This window comes from Virgisporangium aurantiacum, assembly GCF_016863635.1.
In the GTDB taxonomy this organism is placed as follows: domain Bacteria; phylum Actinomycetota; class Actinomycetes; order Mycobacteriales; family Micromonosporaceae; genus Virgisporangium; species Virgisporangium aurantiacum.
In genome coordinates this window covers 171172-196492 of sequence record NZ_BOPG01000032.1, presented here as the reverse complement: position 1 = coordinate 196492, position 25321 = coordinate 171172, and the positions used below count along the sequence as shown (strand labels likewise).

Here is a 25321-nt window from a genome sequence, read left to right as displayed (position 1 = left end):
CCCGACATCGTGCCCGGCCAGCCACCGCGCCAACCGGTTCACCCGCGACGACAACTCGCCGTAGGTGACCGACTCGTCCTCGAACACCACCGCCACCGCATCCGGGCGCTCGGCCACCCGCGCCGCGAACACCGCCGGGAACGTCACCGCCACCGGGTCCACAGTGGACCCCGCCCAGCCGGCCAGGATCCCGGCCTCGCCGGCGCGGAGCAGGTCGACCGAGCCGAGCCGCCGGTCCGGGTCGGCGACCACGCCGCGCAGCAGCGAGCCCAACCGGTCGACGATCCCGTCCACAGTGGACCGGTCGAACACGTCGCTGCTGAACTCGGCGAGCCCGGCGACGCCGGCCGGCTCCGCGCCGTCGCCGCGCCGTTCGGTCACCGAGACGGCCAGGTCGAACTTTGACATGCCGGTCGCCACGGGCAGTTCGGTGACGGTGAGGCCCGGGACGTTGACGTCCTCGGCCACGTTGTTCTGGCCCGCGATCATCACCTGGAACAGCGGATGGTGCGACAACGACCGGGCCGGGTTCAGCTCCTCCACCAGCCGCTCGAACGGCACGTCCTGATGCGCGAACGCGTCCAGGTTCACCTCGCGCACCCGCGCCAGCAGTTCCCGGAACGTCGGGTCGCCCGACGTGTCGACCCGCAGCACCACCGTGTTCACGAAGAAGCCCACCAGGTCGTCGAGCGCCCGGTCGGCGCGACCCGCGACCGGCGACCCCAACGGAATGTCCGTCCCGGCGCCGAGCCGGGTCAGCAACGCCGCCAGCGCCGCCTGCACCACCATGAACACGCTGACGCTCGCCGCCCGGGCCAGCGTCGCCAGGCCCGCGTGCAGGTCGGCGTCCCACTCGAAGGTGAACTGCTCACCCCGGTACGACGCGACCCGGGGGTACGACCGGTCGACCGGCAGGTCCAGCCGCTCCGGCAGGCCGGCCAGCGCCCGCCGCCAGTACTCCAGGTGCGGGGCGAGCACGCCACCGGCGAGCAGGTCGCGCTGCCACAGGGTGTAGTCGACGTACCGCACCGGCAGCGGCGTCCACTGTGGAGCGTCGCCGGCGGCCCGCGCGGCGTACGCGGCGGCGAGGTCACGCCACAGCGGAGCCAACGACCACCCGTCGCAGGCGATGTGGTGCGCCACGAGCACGAACACGTGCTCGGTCGGTCCCAGCACCAGCAGATCGGCCCGCACCGGCACCCGCGCCGACAGGTCGAACGGCGCGCGGACCGAGCCCGTCACGGCACCGTCCACATCGGACACCGCGACCGCCCGTGCGGTCAGCAGCGGGCCGACGTCGGCGGTGTCGAGGACGCGCTGCCAAGGCACGCCGTCGCGGGCCGGGAACACGGTCCGCAGGGCCTCGTGCCGGTCGACCACGTCGCGCAACGCCGCCCGCAACGCCGCCACGTCCAGATCCCCGGACAACCGCACCACCCACGGCACGTTGTACGTCGCCGACGCACCCTCCAACCGGTCCAGGAACCACAACCGCTGCTGCGCGAACGACAACGGCACACCCTCCGGCCGCGGCACCACCCGACGCAGCACCGGCCGGGCCGGGCCGTCGCCGGTGCCCGTACCGACGTGCGCGGCCAGCCCGGCGACCGTCCGCGCCTCGAACACCGTCCGGACGCTCAACTCGACGCCGGTGGCCGCGCGGACCGCGAGGATCAGCCGGGTGGCGAGCAGCGAGTGCCCGCCCAGGTCGAAGAAGTCGTCACCGACACCGACGGACGACACACCGAGCACCTCGGCGAACAGCCCGCACAACACCTCCTCCACCGGCGTCGACGGCGCACCACCCGCGCCACCGGCCGGATCCTGCGGAGCCGGCAGCGCGCCGCGGTCGACCTTGCCGCTGGGCAGCAGCGGGAACCGGTCGAGCACCACGATCCGGGCCGGCACCATGTACTCCGGGAGCGTTCCGCGCAGGTGGGCGCGCAGGGCGGCCTCGAGGGCGGCCGCTTCGCGGTGACCGGCCGGGTGGTTGGCGTACCGGTCGGGGACGGGCGGCACCGGCCCGGCGGGCAGGTACCGGCCCGCGGCGCGGCCGGTGTCGAAGACGACGTCGAGTCGCCCGTCGTCGGCGTCGCCGGTCCACGTGAGCGCCACCGCGTACCCGAGGTCGGCGCCGAGCGCCGGGAACTCCTCGGGATCGGGCGCCGCCGGTGCCGTCACCAACGCGACGACCGCGGCGGCCACGTCGCCACCGGCCAGTGCCCGGGTCGCGGCCACCTCGCCGGCCAGCCGGGCGTTCGGCACACCGGTGACCCGGACCCTCGTGGGGCGCCACTCGCCCAGCCAGGCCGCGAGAAAGTCGCGGCTGTCGACGTCGATCCCCCACCTCAGCACCGCTTCCGGCGCCGGGTCGGACGGGGAACCCTTGCGCAGCACGGCGTCGTACCGGTGCCGGGTGAGCTCGTTGTGCTCCGCGCCGCGCCTGGTGAACAGCTCGACGTCCCCGATGCCCGTCACGACCTGGGCGAGCGCCGGGAATAAGTCGGGGTCGAGCAGCAGTTCGCTCTCGCGTTCGACGGCCCGGTCGACCGCTGCGAGAACCTCGGCGGGGTCTGCGTCGGCGCCGCGACGACCCAGTTCCACCGCCGTGCGCAGGTGCCGCAGGAGGCGCAGGTTGCGGAGGTCGCCGAGGAACACCGCGCCGCCGGGGGCGAGCAGGTCCACCGCCGACCGCAACACGTCGACGAGGTACCGCGCGCTCGGAAAGTACTGCGCCACCGAGTTGATGACCACGGTGTCGAAGAACCCGGTCGGCAGCCCGCTCAGGTCGTGCGCCGGCTGCGCCCGCAGCTCGACCCGGCCGGCCAGCGCCGGTACGGCGTCGACCTCGCGCCGCAGGTTGGCGATCGCCAGCGGCGAGAGGTCCAGCCCCCAGTACGTCTCGCAGTGTGGAGCCACCTTCGACAGCAGCAGCCCGGTGCCGACGCCGATCTCCAGCACCCGCCGCGGTGCGAGCGACCGGATCCGGTCCACAGTGGACGCCTGCCACGACCGCATCTCGGCCACCGGGATGGGCCGGCCGTCGTAGCTGCTGTCCCACCCCGAGAAGTTCTCCTCCAGGCCGCCGTCGGCCGCCTCCGCCGACAGGGTCTCGTGCAGTTCGAGCCACTCGCCGACGTGGTCGCGCTCCGCCTCGACGTCGCGTCCCGTGCCGGGCACCACGTACCCGACGAGCCGCTCGCCCGCCGCGACGACGGCCGCGTGCCGCACGTCGGCGTGCCCGGCCAACGCCGTCTCGACCTCACCGAGCTCCACCCGGTACCCACGGATCTTGACCTGGTCATCGGTGCGGCCCAGGAACACCAGCCGCCCGTCGTCCTGCTGCCGGACCAGGTCACCGGTGCGGTACAGGCGCGCGCCGGGCGGCCCGAACGGGTCGGCGACGAACCGCTCGGCGGTCAGCCCGGGCCGGCGCAGGTAGCCGCGGGCCAGGCCGGCGCCGCCGAGGTAGAGCTCGCCCGGCGTCCCCGGGGGAACCGGCCGCAGGGCGGCGTCGAGCACGTGGGCGCGGGTTCCCGGGTCGGGCACGCCGATCGGGACCACCGCGGTCTCGGCCGGATCGCAGCGTCCCGTCGTCGCGTTGACGGTCGTCTCGGTCGGCCCGTAGGCGTTGAACATCGGCCGGCCCGGCGACCACCGGGCGACCACGTCGGGGTGCACCCGCTCGCCGCCGACGATCAGCGTGGCGCCGGCCGGCAGGTCGCAGCCGGGTGGCAGCGCCGACAGCAGCGCGGGCGGAAGGTCCATCAGGGTGACGCCGTGAGCGTGCGCGTAGTCGCACAGGTCCCGGCCGGGCACCCGGAGCTCGGCCGGCACCACCACGAGCCGCCCGCCGGACAACAAGGCCCGGCACAGGTCCCAGAACGCCACGTCGAAGCTCACCGACGCGAACCCGAGCACGACCGTGTGCGGCCCCGTGCCCAGCCGCTCCCGCTGGGTGGCGACGAGGTCGGCGAGCCCCTCGTGGGTGACGACGACGCCCTTGGGCCGGCCGGTCGAGCCGGAGGTGTAGATGACGTACGCCGGGTTCGCCGGCCGCGGCGGCACCGGGGCCGCGTCGCCGGCGGCGTCGACGGACACCAGCGGCACCGGCGCCGTGAAGTCCCGCAGAGCAGTCTCGGGATCCGCCACGACGCACACCGGCGCCGCGTCGGCCATCATGAACGCGATGCGGTCGGCCGGGAGGTCCGGATCCACCGGAAGGTAGGCGGCGCCGGACTTCAGCACCGCCACCTGGGCCACGACCAGCCCGACCGACGGCGGCAACGCGAGCGCCACCACCGCCTCCGGCCCGGCGCCGCGGGCGGCCAACGCCCCGGCGAGCCGATCGGCCCGGGCGTCGAGTTCGCCGTACGTCAGCCGCCCGTCGGCGCAGACGACCGCGACCGCGTCCGGGTCGCGTCGCGCCTGTGCCTCGAACAGCTCCGGGAACGTCGACAGGCCGGCCTTGACCGCATCGCGACCCGTCACGTGTCCATCGCTTCGATCAGGCTCTTCGGCCGCATGTCCGTCCACTGTGTCTCGATGTGGTCGAGGCACGCCTGTCGGCCGGCGGGGCCGTGCGTCACCGTCCAGCCGGCCGGAACGTCCACAAAGGACGGCCAGAGGCTGTGCTGGTTCTCGTCGTTGACGAGCACCACGTAGGTGCCGTCGGGGTCCTCGAACGGGTTGGTCATGTCAACACGTCTCCTCTCGTCTCGATACGCGTCGCCGACCAGGCCGCCCACAGGCCCGCGTAACGCCCGTCGGCCGCCAGCAGTTCGTCGTGCGTGCCGCATTCGACGACGCGGCCGGCGTCGAGCACGACGATCCGGTCGGCCGTCGACGCCTGGGTCAACCGGTGCGCCACCACCAGCGCGCTGCGCCCGGCGAGCGCCGCCGCCGCGGCCCGTTCCAGCAGCCGGGCACCGGCGCTGCCGGCCTCGGCCGTCGCCTCGTCGAGGATCACGACCGGCGGGTCGGCGAGCACCATCCGGGCGAGCGCGAGTTGCTGCTCCTGCGCCGCCGTCAGCCGCCGTCCGCCCTCGCCGACCTCGGTCGCGAGCCCGTGCGGCAGCGCCCGCACCCAGTCGAGCGCGCCCACCACGTCGAGGGCGGCACACAGCTCGTCGTCGAGGGCGTCCGGTCGGGTCAGGCGCAGGTCGTCGGCGAGGGTGCCGGCGAACACGTGCACCTCCTGGGTGATCAGGAGGGCAGCGGCCGGTTTGTCGCCGAAAGAGGCGACGGAGGCGCCGACCCGGATCTCCCCGGCCGTCGGCGGGTGGATCCCGGCGATCAGTTTCGCGAGGGTCGTCTTCCCGGCACCGCTCGCACCGACCAGCGCGACCCGCTCCCCCGGGGCGATGTCGAGGTCGATGCCGCCGATCACCTCGTGGTCCGGGTGGTACCCGAACCGGACGCCTCGCGCGGACACCGGACCGGTGGACACGGAAGGCCTTTCGGGGACGTCGGTGTCCGGCAGGTCGACCACGCCGACCAGTCGGGCCAGGCTCGCGGTCGCCGCCTGCGCGTCGTCGACCAGACCCAGCGCGACGTTGATGGGGTTGAACAGCCCGTGGAAGTACAGCGCGGCGGCGGTCGCCGTGCCGACCGACACGGCGTCGGCGCGCACCAGGACGAAACCCACCGCGAGGACGGCGCCGAGCCCCACGAACTCGGCGAGGTTCAGCCGGGCGTAGAACCGGGTCCACAGCCGGGCGGCCGTGAGCGCCAGTTCCACCGCGCTCCACGAGGCGCGCCCGACGCGTCCACTGTGGTCGGTCGTCAGCCGGAACGCCCGGACGGTGGCCGCGCCGCCGACCGTGTCGAGCAGTTGCTGCTGCTGCGCGCCGACGGCGACCCGGTGCCGGGCGTACAACGATCCGGCCCGCCCGGCGTACCAGCGCACCGTGTGCAGCTGGATCGGTACGGCCAGCGCCGCCGCGGCGAGGAACCGCCAGTCGAGCACCGCGAGCCCGACCAGCGTGAGCAGGATGACCAGGATCGACCGCGCGAACGCGGGCAGCGCGTTGCGGACCGCCTCGCCGATCACCGAGATGTCGTCGCCGACCCGTGAGGTGAGGTCGCCGGAGCCGGCGCGCTCCACCCGGTCGAGCGGCAGCCGCAGGGCGCGGTCGACGAACCGCTCCCGCACCTCGGCCAGGATCCGCTCGCCGAGCGTCGCCACCAGCCCCGACCCGACGGCGAGCAGCCCGCCCTGAACGACCGCGACGACCGCCAGCAGCACCACCGCCGTCGTGATCGTGTCAGCGGCGTCGACGTTGTCGACCACCGCGTCGACGATCCGCCCCAGCAGGGGTGCGGTCGCCAGACCCACGGCGGTGGCGGCGACGAGCCCGGTCAGTGCGCCGAGCGCGAGGCCACGATGCGGCCGCACCATCGCGACGACCGCCGCCCGGGTCCGCGCCGGTGTCGCCACCGGCAACAACTGACGTTGACTCATGAGAGCACCGCCGCGCGGTAGTCGGCGTCGTCGACCAGCGACCGGTGGGTGCTGTCGGCGCGGACGGCGCCGTCGGCGAGGACCACGACCCGGTCCGCCACCGCGAGCAGCGCCGGGCTCGTCGTCACGACGACCGTGGTCCGGCCGGAGCGCATCCGCCGCAGACCGTCGGCGACAGCCGCCTCGGTGACCGCGTCGATCGCCGTGGTGGGGTCGTGGAGTACGAGCACCGGCGCGTCGGTGGCCAGCGCGCGGGCCAGCGCCACCCGCTGCTTCTGCCCGCCCGACAGCGACCGGGCCCGCTCGGTCAGCACGGTGTCGACGCCGTGCGGCAGCGCCCCGGCCACCTCGTCGGCCCCGGCGGCGGCGAGCGCGGGCACGACCCGATCGGGTGAGCCGGCGGCCGCCGCCACGTTGTCACCGAGCCGACCCTCGAACAGCTCCGCGTCGTGCGCGGCGACGAGCACGACCGCCCGCGCGTCGTCGATGTCCACTGTGGACAGCGCGACGCCGTCCAGTTCGACGACGCCGGACGCCGGGTCGACCGCGCGGCCGAGGCAGTCGAGCAGCGCGGTCGCCGTCGCCGGATCGGGCGCCACCACGCCGAGAAACTGCCCGGCCGGCACGTCGAGATCGAGGCCCCGCAGGTCGGCGTGCGTCACGCCGCGCAGCCGCAGGGCACCGCGCACCGGGCGCGGCACGGTGCCCGTCCCCCCGCGCACCGCCGGCGGTGCGGCCAGAACCGCCGCGATCCGCGCCGCGGACGCGCGGGCCTGCGCGAACTCGCCGTTGACCCAGGAGAACATCGACAGCGGCCCGAGCAGGTACTGGGCCAGGCCGACGGCCGCGACCAGCTCACCGACGGTGATCCGGCCGTCGGCGGCGAGCCGGCCGCCCACGAGCGCGACGAGCACCAGGAACAGGCCGTTGACCGCGAGCATGCCGCCGTCGTGCCAGGCCTGCGCCCACGCGGCGCGGACCGTCGCGGTGAGGGCCTCGCGGCTCGTGCGGCGGTAACGGTCGACCGCGACCCGCTCGGCACCGAGGCCCTTGAGCACCCGCAGGCCGGCGATCAGGTCGGTGGCGATCCCCACCGCGTGCGCGGCGCGTTCGCGTTCGGCGCCGCTGCGTCGCTCCAGCGGCCGGCCGAGCAGGTGCGCCACCCACAGCAACGGCGGCGCGCCGAGCAGCACGAGCAGGCCGAGCGGCACCGAGATGCGCAACAGCACCACCGCGGTCACCACCAGACCGGCGAGCGCGGCCAAGCCGTACGGCAGCGACCGGTTGAGCGTGCCGACCCGTTCGGCGTCGCCGGTGGCGATGTCCGCCAGCACACCGGGCAGCCGGCCCGCCTCCGCGCCGGCGTGCGGCGCGAGCACCCTGCGGGTCAACGCCAACCGGGCCTCGTGCGCGGCCTGTTCGGCGGCGCGCTCGCCGAACCGGGCGCCGAACCGGAAGCTGTAGGACAGCACGGCGAACACCGCCGCGAGCACGATCAGCCAGCGGACCAACGTGGCGGTGCTGCCGTCCTCGATGGCGCGGTCGATGACGACGCCGATCACGACCGGCACCAACGCCTCGGCGGCCTGGTGGCTCGCGGTGAGCAGCGCCGCGAGGGAGAGCGGACGGAACTGGCCGAGGACGGCCCCGGCCAGAACGGTGCGTTGCTTCATCAGACGCGACCGGAGCGCTGCAATCCGGCTCCGGGCACCGGCTCGGCCGGGTCGGCGCCGACGGCGATCGGACGGTTGTCGGCGTCGACGTGTACGACGGTCGGCCGGTGGTGCACCAGTTCCTCGGCGGTGAACTGCCCGAACGTCATGATGATGACGAGGTCTCCGGGGTGCACCAGGTGCGCGGCCGCGCCGTTGATGCCGATCACGCCGGACCCCGCCGCACCCGTGATGGCGTACGTCGTCAGGCGCGCGCCGTTGGTGATGTCGACGACCTGGACCTGCTCACCCTCGACGATGCCGGCGGCCCGCATCAGGTCGGCGTCCATCGTCAGCGAGCCGACGTAGTGCAGGTCGGCCTGCGTCACGGTGGCCCGGTGGATCTTCGAACTCAGCAGCGTACGGAGCATCGCCATCCTTGCGTGTAGTGGGTGTTCTCAAGCGCTGACGCGCACGGCCGACCGGCGCTCGACGACCGACCGCAGGATCTCCCCCGCCCGTACCGAGGCGTTGGACAGCAGCGACGAGGTGATCCCGTGCGTGTGCTCGGTGCCGCCCTGCAGGTAGATGCCGCAGCCCGGGTCGGGATCGGTGACGAGGCGGTAGTCGCGGTCGACCCGTACCCGGCCCCGCTCGTCGCGCCGGCAGGTGTTCCACACCGCGCCGAGCAGGCGCGACGGATCGGCCGGCCGGTAGCCGGTCGCACACACCAGCAGGTCGACGTCGAGGTCGGTGCGCGCGCCGTCGACGAGCGACTCGACGGTGGCGCGCAGGCCGGTGGCGGTGTTCGTCACCGGTCCGAGCCGGGAGAGGTTGTGCATCCACAGCCGCCGCTCGCCGGTCACCTTCTCCCGGTAGACGCGGCGGTACAGGTCCTCGATCAGGTCGGCGTCGACCACCGAGTAGTTGGTGTTGCCGTGGTAGTCGAGCATCATCTGCTTGACCTCCGCCGGGGCGCCGAAGAAGTCGTCGACGGCGGCCGGATCGAAGACCCGGTTGGCGAACGGGGTGTCGTCGGCCGGGCTGTAGCCGTACCGGGCGAACACCGCGTGCACGTCGGCGTCCGGGAAGCGGTCGTGCAGGAACGCCGTCACCTCGGCGGCGCTCTGTCCCGCGCCCAGGACCACCAGCCGGCGCGGCGCGAGGGCGGCCAGCTTGTCGACCCGGTGCAGCAGGTCGCTGCTGTGCCAGATCCGTTCGCCGCGCGGCAGGCCGTCGGGCGTCCACGGCTCCAGGCCGGTCGCGAAGACGACGTTGCGGGCGCGGAAGACCTGCGCGGACCCCGGACCCTGCGCGATCACGTTCAGATATCCCTCCGCGGGGGCGACGTCGATCACCTCGTGCCCGTAGCACACCAGGTCCTCGAGTTTCTCCGCCGCCCATTCCAGGTAGTCGTGGAACTCGACCCGCGTCGGGAAGAAGCTCTTGTGGTTGACGAAGTCGATCAGACGGTCCTTGCTGTGCAGGTAGCACAGAAAGCTGAACGGGCTGGTCGGGTCGCGGAGGGTCACCAGGTCCTTGAGGAACGACACCTGCATCGTGGCGTCGGCGAGCAGCATGCCGCGGTGCCAGCCGAACCCGGACTGCCGTTCGAGGAAGAGCGCGGACACGTCTCCGCCCTGCTCCGACACCGCGATCCCGAGCGCGAGGTTGGCCGGACCGAAGCCCACGCCGACGATGTCGTAGATGAGATCCCCGTCTGGCTCAGGCATTCGGGCCCCTTCGGATCGACTCTGGTGACTTAGGGAAGGCTAACCTAGACTTCCTGGCTAAGGATAGGCTTACCTAAAGGAGACGGTGTGCGGGTCGTCATGTTCGGCTACCAGACGTGGGGCCACCGGACCCTGCGGGCGCTGCTCGACTCGGCCCACGAGGTGGTGCTCGTCGTCACGCACCCGCCCAGCGACCACGCATACGAGAAGATCTGGTCCGACTCGGTCGCCGACCTCGCCGCCGCACACGGCGTCCCCACCCTCGTCCGGAACCGGCCCGACGACTCCCTGGTCGACGAACTCCGCGCGGTCGACCCGGACATCCTGGTGGCCAACAACTGGCGCACCTGGATCCCACCGGAGATCTTCACCCTGCCGCGCTTCGGCACCCTCAACGTGCACGACTCGTTGCTGCCCGCGTACGCCGGGTTCTCGCCGCTCATCTGGGCGCTGATCAACGGCGAGCCCGAGGTCGGCGTCACCGCGCACATGATGGACGAGGACCTCGACGCCGGCGACATCGTGCTGCAGCGCGCGATCCCGGTCGGTCCGACCGACACCGCCACCGACCTGTTCCACCGCACGGTCGACCTGATCGGCCCGATCGTCACCGACGCGCTCGGCCTGATCGAAAGCGGGCAGCGGCACTGGACCAGGCAGGACCGGTCGAAGGCGAGCTTCTTCCACAAGCGCTCGATCGAGGACAGCCGCATCGACTGGACCTGGCCGGCCGAGGACCTGGAGCGGCTGGTACGGGCCCAGTCCGACCCGTACCCGAACGCCTTCACCTACCACCGGGGCCGGCGCATCCGCGTCGTGTCGGCCACGGTCTCCGAACGCCGCTACGGCGGCACACCCGGACGCATCTTCATCCGCGAGGGCGACGGCGTGGTCATCGTGGCCGGGGCCGACGCGCGGCGCGGCGACCGGCGGGGCCTGCTGCTGCGGACGGTACGCACCGACGACGGCACCGAGTACGCCGCGACGGAGTACTTCACGACGATGGGCGGCTACCTGCAGAGCACGCCGTGAACCTCGCTGTGAACACGGTCCTGCGCAACGCCCGCCGCTACGGCGGGGACGACCGGATCGACATCCTGCTGTCCGGCGGCCGGGTCGCACGGATCGCGCCGGCGGGCGCGATCCCCGCAGACGGCGTCCCCGATGACGCCGAGCCGGTCGACCTCGACGGACGGTTCGTCGGACCGGGCCTGTGGGACTCGCACGTGCACTTCACCCAGTGGGTGACGCAGAGCCGCCGGTTCGACCTGTCCCCGGCGCGCAGCGCGGCCGAGGCCCTGGCGCTCACGGCACGCGAACTGCGCCGCGCACCCGTACCTCCCGGCGAGACCCTGACCGGATACGGGTTCCGCGACGCACTCTGGCCCGACGCGCCCACCCGGGCCGGACTCGACGCGGTGGCCGGCAACGTGCCGGTGGTCCTCGCCAGCGGCGACCTCCACTGTGGATGGATCAGCTCCGTTGCCGCGGCGCGGCTGGGCGTCACCGTCGACGACACCGGCCTGCTGCGGGAACTGCCGTGGATCAGCGTCCTGCACGATCTGAGCGCGCGGCGCCCGCCGACCGGGGCCTACGCGAGCGCCGCGGCGGCGGCCGCCCGGCGCGGGGTGGTCGGCATCGTCGACTTCGAGAACGCCGACAACGCCGGCGAGTGGCCGGCCCGCGTCGCCGACGGGGTCACCAGCCTGCGCGTCGAGGCTTCCGTGTGGCCCGACCGGCTGGACGACGCGCTCGCCGCGGGGCTGCGCACCGGTCTCCCCCTCGACCCGGACGGCCTGGTCACCTTCGGTCGCCTCAAGGTGGTGGTGGACGGGTCCCTCAACACCGGAACCGCGCTCTGCTGGCAGCCGTATCCCGGATCCCCGTCCTCGCACGGCATGTCCCTGGTCTCCCCCGCCGAGCTCACCGGGCTGCTCGTCCGAGCCGACGCCGGCGGCATCCGGCCCGCCGTGCACGCGATCGGCGACCGGGCCAACACCGAGGTCCTCGACGTCTTCGAGCGACTCGGCCTTCCCGGCGTGATCGAACACGCCCAACTGCTGCGCGCCGCGGACGTCCCGCGGTTCGCGGCGCTCGGGCTCGTCGCCAGCGTGCAGCCGGAGCACGCGATGGACGACCGCGACGTCGCCGACCGCCTGTGGGCCGGCCGGACCGGACGTGCCTTCGCCTACGGCTCGCTGCACGCGGCCGGCGCCACCGTGCGGCTCGGCTCCGACGCCCCGGTCGCGCCGCTCGACCCGTGGCAGGCCATCGCATCGGCGACCAGTCGCAGCCGCGACGACCGGGACGCCTGGCACCCCGAGCAGTGCCTGCCACCGGAGGCCGCGATGGCCGGCAGCGCCCGGGGTCGCCTGCACCTGACGGCCGGCGACGTCGCCGACGTCACCATCGTGGACGACGACCCGCTCCGCGCCGGCCGCGACCGGTTACGCGCCATGCCGGTCGCGGGAACGCTGGTCGCCGGCCGCTGGACCTGGCGCGACCTCTGACCTCACGGTCCCGGTCGCGTGAACCGGACGAACGGGATGCGCCGGCCGACCTCGCGGTAGTCCGCCGCGCTGCCGTCCACCTCGAAGCCTCGTCGACGTTGACATGGAACGGTGTTCCGGCGAGCGTTGGCCCGGATGCGCCTGCGTGACGTACGGACGATCCTGCTGACCGGTCCCTGCACCGACGACCCGTGGCTGTCGGTGTTCAAGCGGCACCGCACCGCCGCGTTCGTCGAGGTCGAAACCGACAGCGGCGTGGTGGGTCTCGGGGAGACGTATGCCGGGTACTTCTTCCCGGAGAGCGTCCCGCTCGTCGTCGACTACCTGAAGCCGATCCTCCTCGCCGTCGACGACGTCGAACCCACCGCGGCAACCGTCCGCGCCCTCACCGCACGGATGCGCACCTGCTTCGCGTTCTGGGGCCGCGTCGGCCTCGGCGCCGCCGTGCTGGCCGGCATCGAAGGGGCTTTATGGGACGCTGTGGGCAAGCTCGCCGGCGTGCCCGTGCACCGTCTGCTCGCGGATGACGCGCCGGATCGGCTTCCCGCGTACGCGACGGGCGGGCCGTCGCCGTGGCCGCGCGACGACCTGCTGCGCAAGGTGGAGTTCTACCGCTCGCTCGGGTTCACCGCCGTCAAGCTCGCCTCGGGATACCTCGACGCCGTCTCCCGCGCGGAGGTGCCGCCGCCGGGCGGCCCCGTCGACGGCGAGGTCGACAAGGTGACGGTGCTGCGTAAGGAGTTCGGCGCCGACCTCGGCATCCTGCTCGACGGTCACATGGGACACCGCGAGGGAACGGCCCGATGGGACGCGGAGACTGCGCAGCGCGTCCTCGATGCCCTTGCCCCGCACGGTCTGGAGCTCTTCGAGGAGCCTCTCCCCTACGACGACCTCGCCGGGTACGCCGAGCTCACCGCGAACAGCGCGGTGCCGGTCGCCGGCGGGGAACAACTGACGAGCTACGCCGAGTTCGCCACCTTCGCCGACCGTCGCGCGTTCGCCGTCGCCCAGCCCGACGCGTCGTGGTTGGGCATCGAGGGTTTCGTGCGGGTCGCGGAACGGTTTTCGGTGGACGGGCGTGCGGTGGCCCCGCACGCCTGGTCGGCCGGCGCGGGGGTGATGCAGAATCTCCATGCGGCGTTCGCGTGCGCCAACACGCTGATCGTCGAGCTTCCGCCGGCCGCCGGCCCGCTGCACACCGAGGTCTGGAGTCTCCGGTTGCGCGACGGAATGGTCCTCCGGCCCGACGAACCCGGCCTCGGCGTGCATCTCACCGACGAGACCCGGCAGCGGTACCCGTTCCGGCCCGGCATGGAGGAGTTCTCCAGTGTCCCGGGCAAGTTGATGAGGAGCTGAACCATCGACGAGCACATCCTCCTCGCCCAGCCCGACGCCCGGGACCACCTCGACGAGGTGGCCGCCGCCGCACCGGGCGCACGCGTCACCCCGATCGACCCGATCGGTCCGGGCGGGGCGATCGGTGCCGGGCTGGCCGAGTCCGGCACGGTGCTGTTCGCCGACCATCCCCCGGCCGAGGCGGCCGACATGCGCCGGCTGCGCTGGGTCCAGCTCGGCTCCCACGGGTACGAACAGTTCATCGGCGCGCCGCTGCACCGCGACACGGTTGTCACCAACGCCAGCGGCGTCCAGGATCCGCCGATCGCCGAGTGGTGCGTCATGATGCTGTACGCGCTCGGCCGCCGGCTGCCGGCGATGCTGGCCGCGCAGCGCGACCACCGCTGGGACCGGTCACCGGTGTTCCAGTCCGAGCTGCGCGGCACCCGGGTCGGCGTTCTCGGCTTCGGCAACATCGGTCGCGAGGTCACCCGGCACTGCCAGGCGCTGGGCTTCGAGGTGTCGGTGATGTCGCGCGGCGGGGTCCGCGACCGGGGGCTGCGCTACGACCCGCTGCACCGCCCGGCCGACGACGTGCCGACGCCCACGCGGGTCTTCACCCTCGACGCGCGGGCGGAGTTCTTCGCCGGGCTCGACGCGCTGATCGTCACGACCCCGCTGACCAGCCATACCCGCGGCCTGATCGGCGCCACGGCCCTGGCCGCCCTGCCCGCGGGCGCGCTGTTGCTGAACCCGGCCCGCGCGGGCGTGGTCGACGAGCCGGCCCTCGTCGACGCCCTGCGGTCCGGACACCTCGGCGGTGCCGCACTCGACGACCACTACCGGCAGCCGATGCCCGCCGACGACCCGTTCTGGGACCTGCCGAACACGATCGTCACGGCGCACATCTCGGGCTCCAACGGCAGCCCGTGGTTCCGGCACCGGATCTGGGACCTCTTCCTCACCAACCTCCGCCGCCACACGGCCGGCGACCCGCTCCTCAACGTGATCGCCCGCGGCGACCTGGAGCTCGGTTAGGGTTGGGTCATGACCTGGAAGATCGAGCTCATCCCCGTTCCGGTGACCGACGTCGACCGAGCCAAGGCGTTCTACGAGAAACTGGGTTTCAACGCCGACCACGACCACAAGGTGCAGGAGGGTCTGCGGTTCGTGCAGCTCACCCCGCCCGGCTCCGCCTGCTCCATCGTGATCGGCGACGGCATCACCCAGAAGACGCCCGGCACCCAGGAGATCCAGATCGTCGTCCCCGACGCCGAGGCGGCCCGCAAGCAGGTGCTCGCCGCGGGCGTCGAAGCGAGCGACGTCGACGTGCAGCCGTGGGGCACCTTCGTCTACTTCCGCGATCCCGACGGGAACAGCTGGTCGCTCCAGGCGCTCGAGTCACGCCCCAACGGCTAGCGCCCTACGGCACCCGGATCACGAGTTCGACCCGGCGGTTGAACTTGCGTCCTTCCACGCTCACCGAGCCGTCGGTGTTCGTCTCCTCGGCCAGCGGACGGCTGCTGCCGAACCCGATCGTCGTCACGCCCGACGCCCGCACGCCCTTGCCGGTGAGGTAGGTGCGGGTGTTCGCCGCGCGCCGTTCCGACAGCGCCTGGTTCGCCGAGGCGCTGCCGGTTCCGTCGGTGTGGCCCCGAATCTGGATCGCCGAGCCGGCGAACAGCGTGTCGATGAGACGCACCGTCGCGTCGAGCGTGTCCGGGCTGCTGATCTGGTCGCTGCCGGTCTCGAAGAGGTTGTCGCTGTTGAAGACGACGATGATCACACGCTTGCCGGCCGGATCCGGCGCGCCGATCAGCGACCCGGAGATGCCGGTCAGGTCCGCCTCGTAGCCGGGCAGCCGGAACAGCGAGTCCTTCACCAGCCGGGTACCCTCCGGCGGCTCGTTCTCGTAACCGGCCTCGCACCTGATCTGCAGCACCAGGCCGCCGCCGAAGTCCTGGGTCCCGCACATCGCGTCCGGTTCGCCGTCCTGGTTCAGGTCCGTGACGCTCGGCCCGGCCGAAGCCGGCGGCGTAGCCCGGTCGGCCGGTGCCGACCCGGCGGCCCGCGGAGCCGCCTCCTTCCCGGAGTCGTCGCCGCACCCGGCGAGCAGCAGCGCGCCGGTCACGACGACGGCGAGCAGCAACCGTCGGCCTCCGTCGATCATGAGCTGTGGCATCTGCGCAGGGTAGAACCGCGCGGGTACACCCCGCCGCTGTCTGGCACCCAGACGACACGGTCTCATGCGGTCACCGGGTGAAAGCAACAAGATGGTGGACCGGCTTGCCCCGGGCGGCTACCGGGTGCCCAGCGATGCGCTCGGGAGACTCAGCGGCTACAAGCGATGCATTGTCGATACGGCGAACGAGCCCTTCATCAGTACCGGCCCGGTACGCAGCTTCCTCCAACTCGAGGTCGCGGTCGACGGCTCGGGCCTCTACGGCGAAGCGTGGCGGTCGAGCAGGTGCGCCGAACTGGGAGCGGAACCGACGCCGGCGGGGCCGGGTGACGTGTCCTGTCTCGAGGTGGCCGGCTGGGACGGCAGCGAGATCCGCATCAAGGGGTGGGCCTGGGTCGGCGACCGTTACCAGGCGTGGCTGATCTACCGCCTCTTCAAGCCCGACGAGTTGCCGGACGGTGCCGAACGGGACCTGCGCGAGCTGTTCGCGGCGGCCGTGGACTCCCTACCCACGTGACCGGCTAACCGACGCGTTCGGGGCGCGGGCTCTCGTCGTCCACCTGCGGTTGTGGAACGGATGGCCCGGAAGCCGGCCGGGGCCGCGACCACTGGGCGAGCCAGCCCGCCGCCGTGCCCCACAGGCCGCGCCGGAAGAGCAGGACGACCACGATGAACACCGCGCCGATCACCATGTCGACGCCCACGAATCCGGAACTGGCGAGGTAGTCCTCCAACTGCACGACGAGCGCGGCGCCGATCGCCGGACCCCACAGCGTGCCGATGCCGCCGAGCACGACCATGAGAACCGCCTTGCCCGACGTGGTCCAGTGCAGGTCCTGCAACGACGCGAACCCGTGGCCGACGGCGTGCAGCGCGCCGGCGAGGCCGGCGAGCATCGACGACAGCACGAAAGCGACAAGCGCGTAGCGGCGCGTCGGGTAGCCGAGCGCGCGGGCGCGGGCGGGGTTGTCGCGGATGGCCACCAGCACCCGCCCGAACGGCGACCGGACGATGCGCCACGCCGCGAACACTCCGAAAAGAGCCAGCGGCAGGGCGGCGTAATAGAAGTAGAACGGGTCGCTGAGGTCGAGTCCGAAGAATTCGCGCGGCACGCCCTGCAGACCGTTCTCGCCACCGGTGACCGATCGCCACTGGTTGGCGACGAAGTAGACCATCTGCGCGAACGCGAGCGTCACCATCGCGAAGTAGATTCCGGTGCGCCGCACCGACAGGTAGCCGATCGGCACCGCGAGCACGCCCGCCGCGAGCACGCCGGCCAGTACCGCGAGCGGGAACGGGCCGCCGACGTGGATCGCCACCAGCCCGGTGGTGTAGGCGGCGGTGCCCCAGAAGGCGGCGTGGCCGAAGGAGAGCAGGCCGGTGAACCCGATCAGCAGATCGAGCGCGATCGCGAGCAGTGCGAAGGCGACGATGTCCGAGGCCACCGGCGGGTAGATGAACCACGGCAGGGCGAGCACGACGAGGAGACCGATCGCGAGCAGCACGGCCCTTTTCACACCGTCACCTCCTCGCGGCCGAGCAGACCGGCCGGCCGCCACAGGAGAACGGCGGCCATGAGGATGAACACCAGCGTCTGCGACAGCGCCGGCACGTAGAGGTTGCACAGCGCCGACGCGACACCGATGCCGAAGCCGGCGAGCACCGACCCGACGATCGAGCCGAGCCCGCCGATCACCACCACCGCGAACACCGTGATGATGAGGTCGGCGCCCATCAGGGGGTTGATGGCGCGCATCGGTGCGGCCAGCACCCCGGCCAGCCCGGCGAGCGCGACGCCGAAGCCGAACACCGGCGTCACCCAGGCACCGACGTTGATGCCCAACGCCCGGGTGAGTTCGGGCTTCTCCGTCGAGGCACGCACCACCATGCCGACCCGGGTGCGGGTCAGCAGCAGCCATACGCCGGCGCACGTGAGGGCGGCGACCGCGAGAACGAACACCTGGTACCCCGGGTACTCGAACAGGCCGAGGTCGATCGGCTTGTCGAGGCCGGCGGGTTGCGGGTATGGCTGCGACGTGATGCCGTACTCGCGCCGCATGAGGTCCTGCAGCACGAGCGTCAGGCCGAAGGTGAGCAGGAAGTTGTAGAGCGGGTCGAGCGCGGTGAGCCGGTGGATCAGCAGCCGTTCGATCACCATGCCGAACACGGCGAGCCCGACCGGCACCAGGACCAGCGCCAGCCAGAAGCTCACGCCGAAGTCGGTGAGCAGGATGTAGGCGCCGAAGGCGCCGAGCATGTAGAAGGCGCCGTGGGCGAAGTTCACCACCCGCAGCATCCCGAAGATCACCGACAGGCCGAGCGCCAGCAGCGCCAGGAAGGCGCCGCTGACGAGGCCGTTGAAGAACTGTTGAAGGAACGACGCCACGGTGTCAGCCCATCTTGCAGCCGGCGGCGACACTCTGGTCCACCGCGCGGAACGCGTCGGCGGCGGGGATGGTGCGCAGGATCTTCTCGTAGTCCCAGTCGGTGGTGACCTCCGACTTCGGCTTCACCTCGGCGAGGTAGACGTCGTGGATCACGCGGTGGTCCTCGGCGCGCACCTTGGCGTTGCGGGCGAACACGTCCTCGAACGTGTAGTTCTCGAGCTTCGTGATGACCTCGTCGGCGTCGTCGGTGCCGGCCCGCTGCACGGCCTTCAGGTACTGCAACGCGGCCGAGTAGTTGCCGGCGTGTGCGAACGACGGGCGGATCTTCGTGCGCTGCTGGAAGCGGTCGGCCCAGGCGCGGTTGCGGTCGTCGAGGTTCCAGTACCACGCGTCGGTGAACGTGGTGCCGGCGAACGCGTCCGGGCCGAGGGCGTGGATGTCGGTGATGAACATCAGCCCCACGGAGAGCTTGATTCCCTTGGACTTCAGGCCGAACTCGTTGTACTGCTTGACGACGTTCACCATGTCGCCGCCGGCCTGCATGGTGCCCAGCACGTCGGGCTTGGGGTTCAGGTTCGGTGCCTTCAACAGGAACGTGGAGAAGTTGTCGTTCGGGAACGGCGTCGGGTCGCTGGCGACGACGTTGCCGCCGGCGGCCTTGATGGCCGTGGTGAACGACTTCTGCATGTCCTGGCCGTAGGCGTAGTCGGGGTAGATGAGGTACCAGTTCTTCCCGCCCTGGTTGGTGACGGTGGTGCCGGTGCTCTTCGCCAGCATGTAGGTGTCGTACGCATAGTGGAACGTGTATTTGTTGCACGACTTGCCGGTCAGCTCGGTGGTGGCGGCGCCGACGTTCAGGTAGAGCTTCTTCTTCTGGTTGGCCACCGTGGCCACCGCGAGCGCGGCCGACGACGTCGGCACGTCGAGGATCGTGTCGGCCTCCTGCCGGTCGTACAGCTCCTGCGCCTTCGAGTTGGCGATCTCCGGCTTGTTCTGGTGGTCGGCGGTGATCACCTCGATGTTCCGCGTGACGGCCTTGTCGCCGTACTCCTTCTTGAAGTCCTCGATCGCGAGCTTCACCGCCTCCACCGAGTTCTTGCCCGACACGTCGGAGTAGACGCCCGACTGGTCGTTCAGGACGGCGAGCACGATCTTGTCGCCGGAGATCTTTCCGCCGCCGCCGCTGGGTCCGCCGGCGCCGCAGCCGGCGACCAGCAGCGCCACGACGGCCGTTGATGCAAGGGCGTGTCCGGTGGATCTTGTCGAGCCGAGGCGAGGCTCAGGCGGTGATCCGACAAGGCGCGGCTTTGTTCGGATACCGGGGTTGTATCCGGACGAAGCCGCAACGCCGCCGGGCGCCGCCTGAGTCCGCCGCAGGCCGGCAAAGATCCGCCGGACACGCCCTGGTGCCTTGCGCATGGGGGTGCTCCCTAGATTCCGAGGTATTCCAGCAGTTCGTGCTGGCGCGCTTCGACCTCGCTGTTGTCGAGGCTCTCGGCGATCCGGCCCTCGGCGAGGAGGTAGTGCCGGTCGGCGACGGTGGTGGCGAATTGCAGGTTCTGTTCGATGAGCAGCACGGTCACCCCGTGCTCGCGGACGGTGTGCAGGATCTCGGCGATCTGGCGCACCAGGATCGGCGCGAGCCCTTCGGTGGGCTCGTCGCAGAGCAGCAGGCGGGCACCGGTGCGCAGCATCCGGGCGATCGCGAGCATCTGCTGCTCGCCACCGGAGAGGCGCGTTCCGGGGTAGCGCCGACGCTCGCGCAGCACGGGGAACGTCTCGTACACGCGGCCGAGCGGCCACGCGTCGTCGTTGCTTCTCGGCGGCAGGGTGAGGTTCTCCTCGACGGTGAGGCTCGTGTAGATGCCGCGGTCGTCGGGCACCCAGCCGATGCCCCGCTTGGGCCGCTTGTGCGGCGCGAGCCGGTGGATCGGGTGGTCGTCGTAGGTGATGTCGCCCCGCTGCTGGCGGTGCAGCCCCATGAGGCAGCGCAGCAGCGTGGTCTTCCCGGCTCCGTTGCGGCCGACGAGGGTGACGATGGTGCCGGTCTCGACGTCGAGGCTGACGTCGCGCAGCACCCGGGCCTCGCCGTACCAGGCGTTGAGGTCACGGACGCGGAGCATCGTTGGCTCCGAGGTAGGCGGTGATGACGCGCGGGTCGGCGCGCACCTCGTCGTAGGGGCCTTCGGCGATGATCTGGCCCTGCTGGAGCACGGTCACCCGGTCGGCCAGGCTCTTGACGACGCTCATGTTGTGCTCGACCAGCACCACCGTGCGGCCCTCGGCGACCCGACGCACCAGCGCGACCGTCCCTTCTATGTCTTCGGCACCCATACCGGCGGTCGGCTCGTCGAGCAGCAGCAGGCGCGGCCGGACCGCGAGGGCCACCGCGAGTTCCAGCGCGCGCTTGCGCCCGTAGGCGAGCGCGCCGGCCGGCGTCGCGGCGGCGTCGGCGAGGTTCGTCTCCGCCAGCAGATCCGTCGCCTCGGCCTCGAACCGTCGGGTCTGCTTGTCCGAGCGCCAGAACTGCCAGCCCAGCGTCGTGCGGGCCTGCAGCGCGAGCTCGACGTGGTCGCGGACCGACAGCGCCGGGAACAGCGTGGTGATCTGGAACGACCGGGCCACCCCGAGTCCGGCGATCCGCTCCGGCGGCAGACCGGTGATGTCCCGGCCATCGAGGTCGATCGTTCCAGCGGACGGGCGCAGAAAGCCGGTCAGCATGTTGAACAACGTGGTCTTGCCCGCGCCGTTGGGGCCGACGAGCGCGTGCACGCTCCCCTCGGCGACCGCCAGGTCGACCCCGTCGACGGCGGTAAAGCCGCGGAACTCCTTGCGGAGGCCGCGGGTGGTAAGGATCGCCCGCACCACATCTCCAATCTATGTGACGCAGGACACTAGGTCTCCTATCGACATCTGACTATGTGTTCGGAGCACACAGCTCTCGCGTCCGGAGTGGGTTCCCTCCACGTGCGACCCAGATTTACAGGGGCTCACTCACACGGCGGTCCGGCAGGGCGCCGCGGCCGTCCGGAGGGCGTAGGCCTGATCGAGGACCTGCTGGACCGCGTTGCCGTCCCGGTCCCATGCCTCGATCCTGATGCTGACCCGGCCCGACGGGGCGTCGGCGACGCGCGGGTTCCACACGGTCACCCGGTAGCCGCCGTTGTCGGCCCGCACCGCCCGCGCCGGCACCCAGTGCGCGCCGCCGTCGACCGAGGTCCACGCCCGCAGGCCCGCGAGCTTCGCCGCCGAGCCGGGCGCGCCGACCTGCCCGGTGACGGTGAACGTGAACGGCCGGCCGGCCGGAGCCGAGTCGTCCGGTGCGAGCCCGAGCCGGTAGCCCAGGTGGATCAGCGGCAGCCAGCCGCACGGCGTGGTGTCGCCGTACAACAGCTCGTCGATGCACCAGTACGGCTGCGCCACCGTGTCGGCCGCCGGCGCGGCGGAGCGGAACGTCCAGGTGGTGTCGACCGTCCGCGCGAAGCTCTGGTGCGGTGAGCCGGTCGTGTAGCCACTGGTCAGCCGGTACGTCGCCGCGCCCGCCGGCAACCGGTAGTAGGTAAGGCCGGCGGCATCCTGATGCGGGGGGAGCTCGGAGCCGCCGTCGCCTCCCTCGGCGACAGATCTACCGCTGCCGGTGTACAGGTGGACCTCTTCGGTCGGGCCGTCCTCCTGGACGGTGTGGCTCGGGTCGCTGCGGCCGGCGTACTGGCCGACACCGAGCGGGGCGAGCGAGCGGACGCGCACGACGTCGCCCTGGCGGCAGCCGTCGCAGGGCCAGAACACCGCCGCACCGGCCGGCGTCTGCGGGCCGGCCTGCGCGTTGACGGGCACGTTGGGCTCGTTCCACTCCTCGACGCCGGTGGTCGGCCGGGCGAACCCGCGGTACGTGTGCTCGACGTGCATGCTCGACCCGGCGGTGAACTGGTACTGCCGCCACCACAGGACGTCCGCCCCGGTGGTGCTGAAGTACTCGGTCCGCTGGCCGTGCCCGTGGAAGCTGTGCCCGGCGTGGACGCTGAAGAGCTGACCCGGCAGGTACGTGAAGCTCACGTCGTTGCCGTCGTCGGCGGGTCCCCACTTCCCGGCCGGTGCCGGGGTCTGCGCGTGGTACGTGGTCTCCAGCCGGGTCAGGTCGCGCTCGCCGGGCCGCGCCGTCATGGACGCCGGGATGCGGTTGTACTGGTAGTTGACCAGCTTGTACTGGTACGGCGTGCTGATGTGTGCCTCGATGTCGGCCGTGGGGCGCGCCGAGCCGGCGAGGACGTCCGCGACCCGCTTGCTCTCCCGCCGGTCGACGTACAGCAGCGGGATCGGAATGCCGACCAGGTCGGTCAGGTACATCAGGTCGGCGATGTGCGCGTCGGCGAGCACGCCGGCGGCCTTGGCGGCCACGGCGAGTTCCACCGTCGGCCTGATGTCGGACCCGCGCAGGAAGACCAGCGCGCCCGCGACGTCCCGGCCGGCCCGCAGGTCGGCCTCGGTGACCACGCGCAGCCGTCGGTCGGTCCCGAACTTCGGGGTGTTCGCGCTGCTCTCCCGGGTGTAGACGGGCCGCAGCGTCAGTCCGTTGATTCTGAGCGTCGCCTGCGGCGCGGACAGGATCTCGTTGACGCCGACGGCGAACTTCCCGACCGTCACCGCGTCGCTGGGGAACACCCACAGCTGGCCCACCGCGACCGTCCAGAAGCTGCCCAGCAGGAACCCGTAATAGTGCTGGCCGCTGGCCACGACGCGCTGCCAGTCGATGTTGACGTTGACGGCGGTCGACGGCCTCGGCGTCTCGAACCCGACCGGCACGGCCTTGTTCATGTCGAACGTGATGGTCGTGTCCCCGGTCAGTTTGACCTCGGGCCGGTGCAGGAACGTCAGGTGGTTGCGGCCGGTGGTGAGGTCCTGCCAGGAGAAGTTCCCCTCCACCATGTACACGCCGCCCTCGGCCAGCCGCACCTTCGACTCGTACGTGTTGGGCTCGCCGTCCACCTTCCGCCAGTTGTAGGTGCTGGTGGAGATCGGTTCCATGGCCAGTTCGGGCGTGGTGTCGTTGACCCGCAGCGTGGTGATCTCGGTGAACGAGCCGCCGAACACGTAGCGGTCGGGCCCGCCGATCACCCTGATCGTGATGGTGGCCTGCTTCACCTGGGCCTGGAAGCCGATCGGCACGACCAGCTGGTCGCCGGTGGCGCTGGCGGCGACCAACCGTCCACTGTGGAGCCCCTGCCCGGCCGGGCGCGGGTCCAGGGTCAGCCGCACGCCGGCCGTTCCGCCCGCCGGCACCCGCACCGCCGTCCGGTCCACGGCCGCGACCCCGGCCGGCGCCGGGCGTCCGTCGGGACCGGTCATCGACGCGGACAGCGACAGGTCGACGTCGGCCGATCCGGCGTTGCGGTACGTGACGGTCCTGGTCAGCGTCTCGCCGGTGGGCGGGTAGGTGAACGCCGCCGAGACCGACGGGGTGTCCACGAACACCCGCTGGCGGATCGACCGGGCGATGTCGACCCGGCCGGCGCCCTCGGCGTACACGGATCCGCCGGTGTTCTTCGCGCTTCCGATGAGGGTGGTCTTGAGCTGGTCGGCCCGCCACGCCGGATTCTGCTGTGCCAGGATCGCGGCCGCGGCGGCGACGTGCGGGGTGGCCATTGAGGTGCCGGACGCCGCGGTGTAGTTGGCGTCCGTCGGCGTGCCCATCGAGGTGCCGGCGGCCCGGGCCGCGATGATCCGCACACCCGGCGCGGTGATCTCCGGCTTGATGGCGAAGTCGCCCAGCCGCGGGCCGCGGCTGGAGAAGTCGGCGAGCGCGTCGGCGGAGTCGACCGCGCCGACGGTGAGCGCCGCGGTGGCGGCTCCGGGCTGGGCGACCGTGCGCGTGTCGGGTCCCTTGTTGCCGGCCGCGATGACGAACAGGGTGCCGTACTCGGCGGTCAGGTCGTTGACGGCCTGGCTGACCGGGTCGGTGCCGTCGGACTCGGCACCGCCCAGGCTCATGCTGACGACCCGGACCCGGGGCGCCTGCCACTGCATGGCGGCGATGACGGCCGAGTCGGTGCCGTTGCCCGAGTCGTCCAGGGCCTTGGCGATGGTGAGCGTGGCGTTCGGCGCGACGCCCGTGTACCGGCCGTTCGAGGCGGCGCCGCTCCCGGCGATGATGGACGCGACGTGCGTGCCGTGCCCGTGCCGGTCGGTGACGTCCTCCGGCGCGTTGCCACCCGGCTGGCCCGCCTCGACGAAGTTCCGCGCCGCGGCGACCTTTCCGCGCAGGTCCTGGTGCGTGGCGTCGATGCCGGTGTCGATGATGCCGACGCTGACGCCGGTGCCGTCCAGCCCCGCCGCCCAGGCGGCCGGCGCACCGATCTGCGCGACGCTGACGTCGTCGACCGCGGTCACCTTGCCGTCCAGCCACACCTTACGAACGCCGGCACCGGCCCGGACGGCGTCCCAGAACTTGGCGGCGGACGGCTTGCCCACCCGCACGGCCGCGCCGTTGACGCTCGGCAGCGCCGCCGACGACCGCGCGCTCGGCAGAGCCTGCGCGCTGCGCGCCAGCCCCTCCGCCGAGGACTCCCGCTCGTACTGGACGATGACCGGCAGCTCGGTGGTCCGGTCGTTGCCGTACCCGTTGGACGCCAGGTAGGCGACGTCGAACAGGCGCCGGTCCAGCAGACCCGCCCGCACCGGCTGCTCGGCGTCGCTGGGCAGCAGGTAGTAGCCGTCCCCCTGGGTGTACCCGCGGAACGTCACCGTGTCGCGGCCGTCCCCCGGATCGACCGTCGCGCTGGCGCGGCCGGCGCGGTCGACGGCGTAGCGGACGGTGTCGCCGGTGATGAGCGTGACGGTGGTGGCCGTACCGCCGCCGAGAGCGGCCGGTGCCGCGACCGGGCCCGCCGGGCCCGCCGGAACCGCCGACGCGGGTTGCGCCGGCACGACGGCCGTCGTCAGGGCCAGGAGGGCTGCGACAAGCCAACGACGCCGATGATTGGGAGTCACGGAAACGAGTCAACGGGTTCAAGGTCATCTCGTCTAGACTCCCGGTTGGCCGGAAGCGGCAAGCGCCCGATCTGG

At 72.2% G+C, this 25321-nt stretch carries 18 protein-coding genes and 1 pseudogene; 6 read left to right on the top strand and 13 right to left on the bottom strand.

The features are described from left to right. The 6 genes from Vau01_RS25725 to Vau01_RS25700 all read right to left on the bottom strand — a co-directional run. A partial coding sequence (locus tag Vau01_RS25725; RefSeq protein ID WP_203997172.1) for a non-ribosomal peptide synthetase occupies positions 1–4491 on the bottom strand: 4491 nt, incomplete at its 3' end. Further along, entirely contained in the window at positions 4488–4697 is a 210-nt protein-coding gene (locus Vau01_RS25720) for an MbtH family protein (protein ID WP_203997170.1), read from the bottom strand. The genes Vau01_RS25725 and Vau01_RS25720, both read right to left, overlap by 4 nt. Then, the gene (locus Vau01_RS25715) at positions 4694–6463 is read right to left on the bottom strand and encodes an ABC transporter ATP-binding protein (RefSeq protein ID WP_203997168.1); all 1770 of its coding nucleotides are present in this window, start codon (positions 6461–6463) and stop codon (positions 4694–4696) included. The genes Vau01_RS25720 and Vau01_RS25715 overlap by 4 nt, the downstream gene beginning before the upstream one ends. Beyond that, positions 6460–8136 carry an ABC transporter ATP-binding protein gene (locus Vau01_RS25710; protein ID WP_203997166.1) on the bottom strand — a complete coding sequence of 559 codons (1677 nt, stop codon included), beginning with the start codon at positions 8134–8136 and terminating at the stop codon, positions 6460–6462. The genes Vau01_RS25715 and Vau01_RS25710 overlap by 4 nt, the downstream gene beginning before the upstream one ends. Beyond that, a complete protein-coding gene (gene panD / locus Vau01_RS25705; protein WP_203997164.1) occupies positions 8136–8546 on the bottom strand; it encodes an aspartate 1-decarboxylase in 411 nt (136 codons plus the stop codon). The genes Vau01_RS25710 and panD overlap by 1 nt, the downstream gene beginning before the upstream one ends. Positions 8547–8573: 27 nt before the next feature. After that, a complete protein-coding gene (locus Vau01_RS25700; protein ID WP_203997161.1) occupies positions 8574–9848 on the bottom strand; it encodes a lysine N(6)-hydroxylase/L-ornithine N(5)-oxygenase family protein in 1275 nt (424 codons plus the stop codon). Between the two features lie 87 nt (positions 9849–9935). Between Vau01_RS25700 and Vau01_RS25695 the strand changes: the two genes are divergently transcribed. From Vau01_RS25695 to Vau01_RS25675, 5 genes are all read left to right on the top strand, one after another. Next, positions 9936–10880, top strand: coding sequence for a methionyl-tRNA formyltransferase (locus Vau01_RS25695; RefSeq protein WP_203997160.1), 945 nt, complete (start codon positions 9936–9938; stop codon positions 10878–10880). Then, complete coding sequence (locus tag Vau01_RS25690; RefSeq protein ID WP_203997158.1) at positions 10877–12358, top strand: amidohydrolase; 1482 nt, start codon at positions 10877–10879, stop codon at positions 12356–12358. The genes Vau01_RS25695 and Vau01_RS25690 overlap by 4 nt, the downstream gene beginning before the upstream one ends. Positions 12359–12493: 135 nt before the next feature. Further along, complete coding sequence (locus Vau01_RS25685; RefSeq protein ID WP_203997156.1) at positions 12494–13714, top strand: mandelate racemase/muconate lactonizing enzyme family protein; 1221 nt, start codon at positions 12494–12496, stop codon at positions 13712–13714. A 57-nt stretch (positions 13715–13771) separates the two neighbouring features. Then, entirely contained in the window at positions 13772–14731 is a 960-nt protein-coding gene (locus Vau01_RS25680) for an NAD(P)-dependent oxidoreductase (protein WP_203997154.1), read from the top strand. A gap of 9 nt (positions 14732–14740) precedes the next feature. Continuing rightward, positions 14741–15112 carry a VOC family protein gene (locus Vau01_RS25675; protein ID WP_203997152.1) on the top strand — a complete coding sequence of 124 codons (372 nt, stop codon included), beginning with the start codon at positions 14741–14743 and terminating at the stop codon, positions 15110–15112. A 4-nt stretch (positions 15113–15116) separates the two neighbouring features. On the opposite strand, the gene Vau01_RS25670 is transcribed toward Vau01_RS25675, so the two are convergent. Continuing rightward, on the bottom strand, positions 15117–15875 hold the full coding sequence (locus Vau01_RS25670) for an OmpA family protein (RefSeq protein ID WP_203997143.1): 759 nt from the start codon (positions 15873–15875) through the stop codon (positions 15117–15119). A gap of 91 nt (positions 15876–15966) precedes the next feature. On the opposite strand from Vau01_RS25670, the gene Vau01_RS25665 reads away from it, so the two are divergent. Next, entirely contained in the window at positions 15967–16392 is a 426-nt protein-coding gene (locus Vau01_RS25665) for a hypothetical protein (RefSeq protein ID WP_203997141.1), read from the top strand. Between the two features lie 88 nt (positions 16393–16480). On the opposite strand, the pseudogene Vau01_RS25660 reads toward Vau01_RS25665, so the two are convergent. The 6 genes and pseudogenes from Vau01_RS25660 to Vau01_RS25635 all read right to left on the bottom strand — a co-directional run. Next, positions 16481–17434, bottom strand: a pseudogene (locus Vau01_RS25660) (branched-chain amino acid ABC transporter permease); the annotation flags it as partial. After that, the gene (locus Vau01_RS25655; RefSeq protein WP_203997138.1) at positions 17389–18261 is read right to left on the bottom strand and encodes a branched-chain amino acid ABC transporter permease; all 873 of its coding nucleotides are present in this window, start codon (positions 18259–18261) and stop codon (positions 17389–17391) included. The gene Vau01_RS25655 and the pseudogene Vau01_RS25660, both read right to left, overlap by 46 nt. Before the next feature lie 4 nt (positions 18262–18265). Continuing rightward, positions 18266–19486 (bottom strand): ABC transporter substrate-binding protein, encoded by a 1221-nt coding sequence (locus Vau01_RS25650; protein WP_239151841.1) that lies wholly within the window; start codon positions 19484–19486, stop codon positions 18266–18268. Positions 19487–19692: 206 nt separating this feature from the next. Beyond that, entirely contained in the window at positions 19693–20385 is a 693-nt protein-coding gene (locus tag Vau01_RS25645) for an ABC transporter ATP-binding protein (protein ID WP_203997135.1), read from the bottom strand. Further along, on the bottom strand, positions 20369–21127 hold the full coding sequence (locus Vau01_RS25640; RefSeq protein ID WP_239151840.1) for an ABC transporter ATP-binding protein: 759 nt from the start codon (positions 21125–21127) through the stop codon (positions 20369–20371). The genes Vau01_RS25645 and Vau01_RS25640 overlap by 17 nt, the downstream gene beginning before the upstream one ends. 129 nt (positions 21128–21256) lie before the next feature. Continuing rightward, complete coding sequence (locus tag Vau01_RS25635) at positions 21257–25246, bottom strand: S8 family peptidase (protein ID WP_203997133.1); 3990 nt, start codon at positions 25244–25246, stop codon at positions 21257–21259. Positions 25247–25321: the final 75 nt, after the last annotated feature.